13 protein-coding genes are annotated in these 11,211 nt (G+C 44.7%); 3 read left to right on the top strand and 10 right to left on the bottom strand.

All coding sequences use genetic code 11. From position 1 onward, the window contains the following. Positions 1–467: 467 nt before the first annotated feature. From BUB35_RS19135 to yneA, 5 genes are all read right to left on the bottom strand, one after another. Positions 468–614 (bottom strand): hypothetical protein, encoded by a 147-nt coding sequence (locus BUB35_RS19135; RefSeq protein WP_159432909.1) that lies wholly within the window; start codon positions 612–614, stop codon positions 468–470. Positions 615–689: 75 nt separating this feature from the next. Further along, positions 690–1,490 (bottom strand): EcsC family protein, encoded by an 801-nt coding sequence (locus BUB35_RS16235; RefSeq protein ID WP_072853463.1) that lies wholly within the window; start codon positions 1,488–1,490, stop codon positions 690–692. Between the two features lie 91 nt (positions 1,491–1,581). Beyond that, on the bottom strand, positions 1,582–2,589 hold the full coding sequence (gene floA, locus BUB35_RS16230) for a flotillin-like protein FloA (RefSeq protein WP_072853461.1): 1,008 nt from the start codon (positions 2,587–2,589) through the stop codon (positions 1,582–1,584). Positions 2,590–2,619: 30 nt separating this feature from the next. Further along, positions 2,620–3,144, bottom strand: a complete 525-nt coding sequence (locus BUB35_RS16225) for an NfeD family protein (protein WP_084730754.1) — start codon at positions 3,142–3,144, stop codon at positions 2,620–2,622. A gap of 356 nt (positions 3,145–3,500) precedes the next feature. Continuing rightward, positions 3,501–3,824: a cell division suppressor protein YneA gene (yneA, locus tag BUB35_RS16220; RefSeq protein WP_072853457.1), complete on the bottom strand. Its 324-nt coding sequence runs from the start codon at positions 3,822–3,824 to the stop codon at positions 3,501–3,503. 182 nt (positions 3,825–4,006) lie between these two features. Here yneA and lexA point away from each other — a divergent pair, with 182 nt between their 5' ends. Next, complete coding sequence (lexA, locus tag BUB35_RS16215) at positions 4,007–4,624, top strand: transcriptional repressor LexA (protein ID WP_072853455.1); 618 nt, start codon at positions 4,007–4,009, stop codon at positions 4,622–4,624. Positions 4,625–4,635: 11 nt separating this feature from the next. Then, positions 4,636–6,573 (top strand): NAD(+) synthase, encoded by a 1,938-nt coding sequence (locus BUB35_RS16210; RefSeq protein ID WP_242949276.1) that lies wholly within the window; start codon positions 4,636–4,638, stop codon positions 6,571–6,573. 90 nt (positions 6,574–6,663) lie between these two features. Here the strand turns inward: BUB35_RS16210 and BUB35_RS16205 are convergent, their stop codons facing one another. Continuing rightward, complete coding sequence (locus tag BUB35_RS16205; RefSeq protein ID WP_242949275.1) at positions 6,664–6,972, bottom strand: hypothetical protein; 309 nt, start codon at positions 6,970–6,972, stop codon at positions 6,664–6,666. A gap of 2 nt (positions 6,973–6,974) precedes the next feature. Next, positions 6,975–7,268: a DUF2089 family protein gene (locus BUB35_RS16200; protein WP_330391258.1), complete on the bottom strand. Its 294-nt coding sequence runs from the start codon at positions 7,266–7,268 to the stop codon at positions 6,975–6,977. A 136-nt stretch (positions 7,269–7,404) separates the two neighbouring features. Here BUB35_RS16200 and BUB35_RS16195 point away from each other — a divergent pair, with 136 nt between their 5' ends. Continuing rightward, positions 7,405–8,595 carry a hypothetical protein gene (locus BUB35_RS16195; RefSeq protein WP_072853451.1) on the top strand — a complete coding sequence of 397 codons (1,191 nt, stop codon included), beginning with the start codon at positions 7,405–7,407 and terminating at the stop codon, positions 8,593–8,595. Positions 8,596–8,736: 141 nt separating this feature from the next. Here BUB35_RS16195 and hcp read toward each other — a convergent pair whose 3' ends face one another. The 3 genes from hcp to BUB35_RS16180 all read right to left on the bottom strand — a co-directional run. Then, positions 8,737–10,362: a hydroxylamine reductase gene (gene hcp / locus BUB35_RS16190; protein WP_416385641.1), complete on the bottom strand. Its 1,626-nt coding sequence runs from the start codon at positions 10,360–10,362 to the stop codon at positions 8,737–8,739. Positions 10,363–10,395: 33 nt separating this feature from the next. Next, a complete protein-coding gene (locus tag BUB35_RS16185) occupies positions 10,396–10,737 on the bottom strand; it encodes a cupin domain-containing protein (RefSeq protein WP_072853447.1) in 342 nt (113 codons plus the stop codon). 198 nt (positions 10,738–10,935) lie between these two features. Then, positions 10,936–11,211: IS3 family transposase (locus BUB35_RS16180; RefSeq protein ID WP_143185481.1), on the bottom strand; the 276-nt coding region annotated here is incomplete at its 5' end.

The raw sequence follows: 11,211 nt of genomic DNA, 5'->3' as shown, positions 1-11,211 counted from the left end.
AGGTCGGTCGCTCCATAAACGGTTCGAAACTCACTGACCGAATTGACTATGGGTTGTAAGTTTATTTCTGCTGTTTAGTTTTCAAGGATCAGTCTTGTTTGTTGCTCACACCGTTTGCGGTGTCAGCTTTTTTATTTTATCAGGCTTGTTTCATTCTGTCAAATACTTTTTTAAATACTTTTCAGAGATTTTTGAAAGCAAGCTTTCTGATATTCTATTTTGTTGCATCGTTTTCTTAGCGACGCCTGATTATCTTACCAGACTTTCTTTTCGCCGTCAAGTACTTTTTTAAGTACTTTTTATTTCTTTCGATGCTGTTGTTTTGCGTCCCATCTGCCGGAGCAGTGGTGCTTGCATATATTACCAAGATTCCTCCGCTTCGTCAAGTACTTTATCTCGTACAATCCGACACTTTTTTTATTTGTTAGGAAAAGAGTGCTCCTTTATTTAGAAGCACTCTCTCTTCCTCACGCTTTGGAGTTCTTTGTTTTCTGCTGTTTTTCAGCCTGTTTGCCGTTGGATTTGCAGTGATCCATGCTGTATTCCTGGGCAAATTCAGTTCTGTTCATGCTTTTTTCCTGTTTCTTTTCATTGTTTTTCTTCATGTTTTCCATGTTTTGAAACCTCCCCGGTCTATAGTTGCAAGTCCGTTTTCCCTTGCACTCCTAGTATGACCCGTTTGGTTTTGTTTATACACGTTTTTCTTGACACTCCAGCAAATATCTTTTTTTATACTTTCTTGCCGCGTATTTCTGTATCTTCCGATAGATCACCGGATTCATCAATCCGCCTGCAGCGCCTACCACTGGCAGACCTTGGATAAACTTCGCAGTCAGCATAGTCATAGAAAGGCTCGCCGCTGTTTTTTCAATTTCATCGGAAAATACATATGACATAGAAGCCTTTCCATTCTTCCGAATCCATTCTTCTACTTCCTCATCAGCTTCCTTACGATTTTCAGGAGAAGCCAGCGCTCCACGGATGAGCCGCAGCAAAAATACACGTTCCGCTTCTGTTTCGTAGCTGTATCCATAACTTGTCGCCGTTTCATACAATCCTTTCATCAATACGCCAATAAAAAGAGGGATATCCGGCAGACCAACGCCCAAAAGCCCCAAACCAACACCTTCTGCTGTGGTAATACACGCATTGACCAATCCGCTTTTCTTGGCAAGTCGATCTACCTTTCTCACAGATTGCCCTGTCGGACTTTTCTGCACCCGAAAATCATTTACGGAAAATTCTAAACTCAAGTCCTCTTTGCGGAATGTTTTCTCCACCACCGCTGTTCCCTTTTCAAACACCAGATAGAAAGCTTTTGTGAAAGCTTTATTCAATGTATCCACCAGTTTCGGCGGAATCTTTTCTTTTATTTTACCTTTTACGCTTTCCAGCTTCTCATTTTCCTTTTTCGGTTCTTCCCGCAGAAAACGGTCTTCCTTTCGTTTGATCTTCCCCAGTTCCCGCTCAATGCCGTTTTTGATTTTCATATCTCATCGCCTTCCGTTTCTTCTATTTGAAAAAGAGGAAAGCACTTCCTTTTATCCAGAACGCTTCCCTCTCTAATGTTATCCTTTTCTATTATTTCTGATCTTTGGGTGGTTCTTTATGAAGAACTCCTGTCAGATCTGTATCAGCAAAATTGGTTTTCATTTTGGTATCCGCCTGTACGTTCTGGAATTTGTAATAATCCATTACGCCAAGGTTCCCACTGCGCAGAGCATCTGCCATAGCCATAGGCACCTGTGCTTCCGCTTCCACAACTTTTGCTTTCATGCGTTCTACTTCCGCTTTCATTTCCTGTTCCATTGCGATTGCTGTTGCACGACGTTCTTCTGCTTTCGCCTGCGCAATCTGTTTGTCGGCTTCTGCCTGCTGGATCTGCAGATGTGCGCCAATGTTTCTGCCGATATCCACATCCGCAATATCAATAGAAAGGATTTCAAATGCAGTACCGCTGTCCAGACCTTTTGCCAAAACTGTTCTGGAAATCAAGTCAGGATTTTCCAGCACACTCTTATGGCTCTGAGAAGAACCAACGGTTGTAACGATACCTTCACCGACTCTTGCAATGATGGTTTCTTCACCGGCACCGCCCACCAGTCTGCCTAGGTTTGCTCTTACGGTAACTTTTGCAATAACCTTCACTTCGATACCGTCAATAGCCACAGCAGAAATCCAAGGTGTTTCGATAATCTTCGGTGTTACGCTCATACGCACCGCTTCAAATACGTTTCTCCCTGCCAGGTCAATGGCAGCCGCCCGTTCAAAAGACAAGTCCAGATTGGCTCTGTGTGCCGCAATGAGAGCATCTACGACATTATCTACACGACCACCGGAAAGCAAATGTGATTCCAGCTGATTGGCATTGACATTCATGCCTGCTTTCTGCGCTTTAATCAGAGGGCGGATGATTTTATCAGCCCGTACCCGACGGAGCCGCATCCCAACCAAAGAAAAGATGCTCACCTTTACGCCGGCGGAAATTGCCGAAATCCAAAGCCCCAAAGGTACAAAACTCAAGAAAATCACAACAACAACTAAAATCAATATAATTGGCACAATCAACGCCAGAATATCAAATCCCATACTGATTCATCCCCTTTTTCCTTATTTACTTTAACACTCTGCCACTGTCACGGTTTTCCCCTGTATGTGTGTCACACGCACGCGCTTTCCGCGGTCGATGAAATCCCCATTGGAACATACGTCCACCATTTTCCCCTGGAAATCAGCTACGCCATAAGGTCGCAATGTTGTCTGTGTCACACCTTCCGCTCCCAGCAAGCCCTGTAATGTGCTTTCGTCAAAATCCTGGGCTTCCTGTTTGTCCCGCAGGACAACCTTGTTATAAAAACCGCTTTTTTTCGCCAGAACGATCATCAATGCAAAAGCAATGACCAGCAAAACAACCGTAATCAAAAACGCTGTAATGCCATAAACCTTTGCCACCAGAAACGCCGTTCCCAAAAGACAAACACTGCCCAAAATACCAAAAACACCGAATCCGGGAATGAGCATTTCGGCAAATACCAGTGCCAACCCAACGATGCAAAGCAGGATAATCCAAGGCAGCATACGCTCCACCTTCCTTTCCAACAGCATATCCATTTCCATGAAAAATCTGCATCCACATTTCTCCATAAGAAAGCATATCCGTTATCTGTTTGTTCGATTTTCACCGAAATATCAAAAAGATTTTGATGTAGTTATTGTATCACACCGAAAGACAAATGTATATCTGTTTTGCAAAGATTAAAAAATGCGTAAGAATCCAAAAAGGCAGTTTTCCGGCTTTGGGGCATCTTCATGAGAAAACAAAGAAAGCCGAAATCCTTATGATAACAAAAGATTCCAGCTTCCTTATGTTATTGAGATTTTATTTGATATGTTTTCTTCCGAAGAAAGCCCTGGCAATTCCCCTTAAGAAATCAATATTTTCTTAAGAGGACGTTGCTTTCGGAAACTGCCTTTTGTCATGTTCATACAATCCCTTCTGTTCAGACTGCTTCTTTTGTCACAGGAACCAGAATCCGTTCGCCCGCACGGATGTGTTCCGAACGCATCTGGTTTAATTTCTGAATTTTTCCAACCATATGTTTGGTTTTTTCTCCGTCTGCTTTATACTCTGCCGCAATGTCCCACAGCGTATCGCCGGAATGAATCAGAACGGATTCATAGTAGACTTCCTCCGTTTTCTGTGTCTGCGCCCCCATTGCGATGGTTCCAATGCCTGTAATCAGTACAACTGTCAGCAGGATTAAAAAATTCTTTCTTGCTTTTCTAGATCTTCTTACCATGCGTCTTCTTTTTCTTCCGTCCATGTTCACCCCTCCTAAATACCGAACATATTTTCTATTTGTTCTTATCATATACGAACATTCGTTCTTTGTCAACTACTTTTTATACTTTAACGAACACAGGTTTGATTTTGTTCCCTTCCTATGTTACAATATGGTTACATCTATTTTTCTGCCCATTGGGCAATCTACAAGGAAGTGAATACATGAACGATTTATCCGCAAAACAACAGCAGATTTTAGAATATATGAAAGCAGAAGTACGGGAAAAAGGCTATCCGCCTTCCGTTCGTGAGATTTGTGAAGCCGTTGGGCTCAAGTCCACCTCCACTGTTCACGGTCATCTGGCACGTCTGGAGAAAAAAGGCTATATTCGTCGGGACCCTACCAAACCCCGCGCCATTGAAATTCTGGACGAAGCGCCCCACAATCCCGATCTTCCCACAAGAGAACTGGTACAGGTGCCTATCGTCGGCAACATCACCGCCGGCACACCCATCCTTGCCGTGGAAAACATTGAAGATACCTTCCCTGTTCCCGTGGATTATGTCCATAACGATACGGTGTTTATGCTGAAGGTTCGTGGGGATAGTATGATAGAGGCTGGTATTTTCGATAAGGACTTGATCCTTGTTCGCCAGCAGAGCAACGCCTCTAATGGTGACATTGTTGTAGCCCTCATCGAAGACTATGCCACCGTCAAAACATTTTACAGAGAAAAAGACTTTGTTCGCCTGCAGCCCCAGAACGCATCTATGAATCCCATCATCGTGCGTGATGTGACAATCCTGGGCAAAGTTATTGGTCTATTCAGAAAATTCTAAGGAGTGAAATTATGTTCGGTTATGTCAAAATCGGCGCTGCTGTTCCTCAGCTGAAACTTGCCGATTGTATTTCCAATAAAGAAGAAATCCTCAAACTGATTCGCGAAGCAAATGAAAAAGGCATCCGTGTGCTGACTTTTCCAGAACTGGCGCTGACAGGCTACACCTGTGGTGATTTGTTCTTCCAGCTTCCTCTCATTCAGGCAGCAGAACAGGCATTGAAAGAAATCGCTGCGGAAACAGCAGAACTGGATATGGTCATTGCCATCGGTGTTCCCGTTATGGCAGACAACCAGACTTTCAACTGTGTAGCACTGCTTCATCAGGGCAGAATCCTTGGTCTGGTTCCCAAAACCTTTATCCCTAACTACAGCGAATTTTATGAAGAACGCTGGTTTGCATCTGCAGGCGATTTGATTAGTGAGGAAATCTCCTACGCAGGTCAGATGGTTCCCATTGGCGCAGACCTGCTCTTTGCAGCCGACGGCATTCCTTTCCTGAAAATCGGCGTGGAAATCTGTGAGGACCTGTGGGTACCCATTCCTCCAAGCTCTTACCAGAGCCTTTACGGCGCTACACTGCTGCTGAACGCTTCTGCCAGCAATGAACTGGCAGGCAAACCCCAGTATCGTCATCAGCTGGTTGCTCAGCAGTCTTCCCGCTGTCTGGCAGCTTACGTATACGCTGCCGCAGGCATCGGCGAATCCACACAGGACGCTGTTTTCAGCGGTCATAGCCTGATTTGCGAAAACGGTTCTCTCCTTTGTGAAACAGAATCCTTCTCCAGAGAAAGCCAGCTGGTTGCGGCAGACATCGACCTGGAAGTCCTTGCCAACGAACGCCGCCACCATACCACATTCATGGGTCAGCTTTCTCAGCCCGAAGCACAGCGATTCTATCGTGAAATTCATTTCCCTATGACAGAATCTCCTCTGGGCAAATTGGATCGTCATATTTCTCCGGCACCTTTCACACCGGACGATGCCCATCTGGACGCACGCTGCCAGAACATCTTCCAGATTCAGGTAACTGGTCTGGCACGCCGTATGGAACATGCCCATGCGAACACATTGGTCATTGGTATTTCCGGCGGTCTGGACTCCACATTGGCACTGTTGGTTGCAGCCAAAGCCTGTGATTACCTTGGTCTGTCCAGAGATCACGTTCTGGGCGTTACCATGCCCGGCTTCGGCACCACCGACCGCACATACAATAACGCACTGGAACTGATGCGTTCTCTTGGCATCCAGATGAAAGAAATTTCCATCAAAAACGCCGCTCTCCAGCATTTCGAGGACATCGAACATGATCCTGAAATCCATGATGTCACATACGAAAACACACAGGCTCGTGAACGTACCCAGATTCTGATGGATCTGGCAAACAAAACAAACGGTCTGGTAGTCGGTACCGGCGACCTGTCCGAACTGGCACTGGGCTGGGCAACTTATAACGGCGACCACATGTCCATGTATGGCGTGAACGCCGGTGTACCGAAAACACTGGTACGTGTACTGGTAAACTGGGTTGCTCATTCCAAAGAAGTGGACGAAACCGCTTCCCGCATCCTGCTGGATGTACTGGATACCCCCATCAGCCCCGAACTTTTGCCCCCTGATAAAGACGGCAAGATCAACCAGAAAACAGAAGACCTCGTTGGACCTTATGAACTCCACGATTTCTTCCTGTTCCATATTCTCCGTTTCGGCTTCCGCCCTGCAAAAGTGCTGTATCTGGCGGAAATCGCCTTCGACGGCAGCTATGACCGGGAAACACTGCTGAAGTGGCTGAAAAACTTCTATCGCCGTTTCTTCGTGCAGCAGTTCAAACGCTCCTGCCTGCCTGATGGTCCCAAAGTTGGTGCCCTTTGCCTGTCTCCTCGCAGTGACTGGCGGATGCCTTCCGACGCTTTCAATCGTGTATGGATGGAAGAAGTGGAAAAACTGTAATCCTGATAAAATCAAAGACAGAACAGCAATCTGTTCTGTCTTTGATTTTATATAACAAAATTGGAGTCCCTAAAAGGACTCCTTTTTCTTTTACAAATCTTTAATTTTCATTTGATCCATATCGCTGTTTTTCTTCTTTTTTCTCCTAATTCCAACATAAATCAACAGGTAAACGACAGTTCCAATGTTTGATACCAAAAAGGAGAGTATCATTGCCCGCACATTTGTTGCCTGCAGCAAAAAAACAAGACTTCCTAAAAACGAAATTGCCGGTAAAATCAAACCCAACCACTTATTCTCTTTCCGACAGAGAAAAATCTGCAATAAAATGAACAGTGCAAAAGGCACCAGCCATACCATCAATAATATCCACAATAATACACTATTAGTCATTGCCATTCCTACTTCTCTCCTTTCTCTTTCCGATATGCTGTAATGAGCAGCTTCGCCGTATCAAAATCCAATTTGTCATCCATCGCCAGCTCTTTGATGAGCCGCACATAAGGCTCCTGTTCTTTCTGTTCCGTCAACTGTATTTTCTGGATGAGTTTATCCAGCCGTAATCTCACCGTAGGATAGGTAACGCCGTAAATTCCTGCGATTTCTTTCAAAGAACCAGAAGCCAGTACAAAATTTTTGATAAATGCCAAATCTTCTTCTTCCAACTGCATGATCCAATCCGGTATTCGTTCCACATCCTCACCGCCTTTCATATTATTAAAATAACATTTAATATTATTAAAGTCAATATATATTTTTATTTTCATTTTATTAATTCTATTTTTTATTTTTTATCATATACTAGTGATAAAAACGACAGGAGTGTCAATCATGCAAAATCCCAATGTGAAATATCTAAAAACCCCACAGGGGGACATTGCTATTTTTTCCCTAGAACATAACCGTTTGTGGTGCCGCAGACAGACTTCCGATGGCAGATACACCCCCTTTTGTATCGCAGAAGGCGTTTCCGCCTTTTCCCTTTGTCAGTATGAATCTTATACATACCTGCTCTATCCCACCACCGACGGAAGGCTCATATTGTCTGCCTCCTCTGACTTGATGCAGTGGGAACCACGCCCTTTGTGGCATGCCGGTGACAAGCGATGGCAAAATACCTATTGTTTCATGGCACCGCAAAAAGATGCTTTCCATCTTTTCTATGGCGTTTCCCAGCCTCAAAGCGGCAATCACATTTTGGAATACGCCCTGTTCCAGAAAGGACAGTGGCAGCCGCCATATCAAATCGACCATTTTCTGCCTCTGCCGGGAGCACCTTTTCTGGGACGCAGGTTAGGGGAAAATCATGTGATTTTGTACTATCGTTCCCACCGCAGCACCATTAGTGCTCGGGAAATCCTACTTTCTCCTTTCACCCTAGGCAGTCTTTCCCCTCTCATCCAGACAGGGGGTACCTGCACAGATTTTTCCATTCTGGAAGACAATCAGCAGATGCATATTCTCTATCTCAGCCGGAACCTATTCCGCAATCAGGTGGTTTATCGCTGCAAACAGGGTTCTGCCGTGGGACGTCCCTTCGTCCTTTGGGAAAGCGGCTCTGCCTGCGACCATTGTCTGGTTTATCGCCAGCAGGATAAGATCATACTGTTCTGGTGCGCAAATGGCCTGCCTATGCGATGTATCTGTGAAAACGGCACTTCCATTGGTCCTGTGGAACGCTGCACATTCCCCTTCCCTCTGCAAAGTCTGAAAGGTGAATTCATAGGCGCATCTGATCCTTTTGCATCTGAAGCCATTGGCGACAGGCAGAACAATTTTCATCCTGCCATTTTTTCAGAAAATACGCAGCCCCTTTCACAACCTCAGTTATACGCCGCTTCTGCCCCATCCCAAGTACGAGAGGAAAAGAATGACGAACTGGAAGAACTGCGAACCCTCCTTTCCCAGCGCAGCGAAGAAATTTCCGCCGTCAACGCAAAATGGAAAGCGCAGGTGGATGCTTTGCAGGAAAGACTGGCAGCTTATGAAAAAAGCGAGCCCATAGAAAACGATACACCTTAATACAAATATCCTTTTATAGAAATAAAGAAAGCTGAAATCCTTACTAGATGAAGGGTTCCAGCTTTCTTATTTTTACGAAGATTTTATCTCATATATTTTTTAAGGGGAATCTGTATTTTGAAAAACTCTATCTTTCCATTCTTATTCGCCGAAGAACAGTTCCATATCTTCTTCCACAGTACCAATACCTGCGATACCGAAGTTTTCCACCAGCACTTTTGCCACATTGGGAGAAAGGAATGCGGGAAGTGTGGGACCCAGATGGATATTCTTCACACCCAGATACAGCAGTGCCAGCAATACAATAACTGCTTTCTGTTCATACCAAGCAATGTTATATACGATGGGCAAATCATTGATATCTTCCAGACCGAACACTTCTTTCAGCTTCAGGGCAATCACAGCCAGAGAGTAGCTGTCATTGCACTGACCAGCATCCAGCACACGAGGGATACCGTTGATGTCGCCCAAATCCAGTTTATTGTATTTGTATTTCGCACAGCCTGCTGTGAGAATCACAGTATCTTTGGGCAGTGCCTTTGCGAAATCTGTATAGTAATTCCGTTTGGGACTGCGGCCATCACAGCCAGCCATCACCACAAATTTCTTGATAGCGCCGCTCTTTACGGCTTCTACAATCTTGTCTGCCAGAGCCAATACCTGATGGTGTGCAAAACCGCCAACGATTTCACCTGTTTCCAGTTCTGTAGGTGCAGGGCACTGTTTTGCATGTGCAATCAATGCGGAGAAATCTTTTTCTTCTCCAACGCCGCCGGGAATATGTTTACACCCGGGGAAACCAACTGCGCCAGTGGTATACACACGGTCTTTGTAGCTTTCCAGGGGAGGTACCAGACAGTTTGTGGTCAACAGCACAGGGCCATTGAATGCTTCGAATTCTTCTTTCTGTTTCCACCATGCATTGCCATAGTTGCCTGCAAAGTGGCTGTATTTCTGGAATGCGGGATAGTAGTGTGCAGGCAGCATTTCAGAGTGTGTATACACGTCTACTCCTGTGCCTTCTGTCTGTTTCAGCAGCATTTCCAAATCTCTCAGGTCGTGACCGGAAACCAGAATACCAGGATTTTTCCGTACACCCAGCGCAACCTTTGTCATCTGTGGATTGCCGTAAGCAGTTGTATTTGCCTCATCCAGCATTGCCATGGCGTCTACGCCGTATTTACCTGTTTCCATAGTCAATGCCACAAGGGCTTCCACATCCAGACTGTCATCCAGCGTTTTTGCCAGTGTTTCCTGCAGGAATGCATCAATGGCTTCGCTTTCCTTGCCCAGTGCGTTTGCATGTTTGCTGTAAGCAGCCATGCCTTTCAGACCATACACAATCATTTCCCGTAGACTGCGGATATCTTCATTTTCTGTGGAAAGAACGCCTACCTGTGCGGCTTTTTCCGCAAAAGTTTCTTCTGTTCCGTTCCATTTTGCAGCTTCTGTCAAACCTGCATCACTGCCCAATTCTGCCAGCAATGCTTCTTTACAAGCCAATGTGTCCACAATGCGTGCTGTAATTTTTTCATCATCAAAGTTAGCGTTTGTAATGGTGATGAACAAATTTTCTGTCACCAGATGGTTCACATCTGTTCCAACTTTTTTACCTGCTTTCCGCAGCTTTGTTGCCACATCGGAAAGCCCCTTTGTCACATAAATCAATAAATCCTGCAAGCCTGCTGTCTGCGCGCTTTTCCCGCATACCCCCACTCTTGTGCAGCCTTTGCAGCCTGCTGTTTCCTGACACTGAAAACAAAACATATTCATCATTCTTCTCTCCTTTTCATCTATCTTTTATCCTTCCAAAGGAAAAATAACTGTTAATAACATTTTGAATGCTTCCTGACCATAAACGGCATGGGGTTTTCCTGCTGGCATTACCAGTGTTTCCCCTGCTTCCAAAATATATTCTTTGCCGTCTACCGTAAATTTTCCGGTGCCTTCCAGCACTGTCACCATGGCATCCCCATGAGATGCATGGGTACTGATTTCTTCATCCTTATCAAATGCAAAAATAGTCAAACTAACTGCTTTATTCTGTGCCAGCGTTTTGCTGACCACCTGTCCCGGCTGAATGCTGACCTGTTCCGCCAGACGCAATCTATTTTCATGTGGAATGTTTTTGATATATCCCATGGCTTCCGCCTCCTTTTGAAATCCTATTGTTTTCTACGGCTCTATTTTATGACAAAGCCATGTTCATTTCCGTTGTTTTTCCAACAAAATAAGAAATATTTCTTTTTTGAATCCTTTCACAAAAAACAAAAAAGCCGAAACCCTTATCATAGTGAACTGAACCCAAAAAGTTAGACAATATTTTCAAATTAAAATTGTTCAAGAAGCCAGAAGGGCTTGTTGTCTGTAAATCGCAGGCGGCAAGCCCTTTAGTTTTGCTTTGATTCGATGGTTATTATAATAATCCAAATATTCCACCAATTCTTGTTTGAAGTGTTCCATGGATTGAAACTTTTGGAGATAGAGAAGTTCACTCTTAAGCAGTCCAAAGAAATTTTCCATGACAGCATTGTCCAGACAGTTACCCTTTCGGCTCATACTTTGCCGGATTCCTTTTTGTTTGAGCATTTGGCGGTAATATTTGTTTTGGTACTG

The sequence above is a fragment of the Anaerotignum lactatifermentans DSM 14214 genome (assembly GCF_900142265.1).
Taxonomy (GTDB): domain Bacteria; phylum Bacillota; class Clostridia; order Lachnospirales; family Anaerotignaceae; genus Anaerotignum; species Anaerotignum lactatifermentans.
The sequence above is the reverse complement of the archived record's forward strand: the minus strand, read 5'-3'. Positions and strand labels throughout refer to the sequence as shown.

Coding starts and splice junctions, on each gene's coding strand:
- BUB35_RS19135 (WP_159432909.1), bottom strand. CDS start 614: ATGGAAAACATGAAGAAAAACAATGAAAAGAAACAGGAAAAAAGCATG.
- BUB35_RS16235 (WP_072853463.1), bottom strand. CDS start 1,490: ATGAAAATCAAAAACGGCATTGAGCGGGAACTGGGGAAGATCAAACGA.
- floA (WP_072853461.1), bottom strand. CDS start 2,589: ATGGGATTTGATATTCTGGCGTTGATTGTGCCAATTATATTGATTTTA.
- BUB35_RS16225 (WP_084730754.1), bottom strand. CDS start 3,144: ATGGAGAAATGTGGATGCAGATTTTTCATGGAAATGGATATGCTGTTG.
- yneA (WP_072853457.1), bottom strand. CDS start 3,824: ATGGACGGAAGAAAAAGAAGACGCATGGTAAGAAGATCTAGAAAAGCA.
- lexA (WP_072853455.1), top strand. CDS start 4,007: ATGAACGATTTATCCGCAAAACAACAGCAGATTTTAGAATATATGAAA.
- BUB35_RS16210 (WP_242949276.1), top strand. CDS start 4,636: ATGTTCGGTTATGTCAAAATCGGCGCTGCTGTTCCTCAGCTGAAACTT.
- BUB35_RS16205 (WP_242949275.1), bottom strand. CDS start 6,972: ATGGCAATGACTAATAGTGTATTATTGTGGATATTATTGATGGTATGG.
- BUB35_RS16195 (WP_072853451.1), top strand. CDS start 7,405: ATGCAAAATCCCAATGTGAAATATCTAAAAACCCCACAGGGGGACATT.
- hcp (WP_416385641.1), bottom strand. CDS start 10,362: ATGTTTTGTTTTCAGTGTCAGGAAACAGCAGGCTGCAAAGGCTGCACA.
- BUB35_RS16185 (WP_072853447.1), bottom strand. CDS start 10,737: ATGGGATATATCAAAAACATTCCACATGAAAATAGATTGCGTCTGGCG.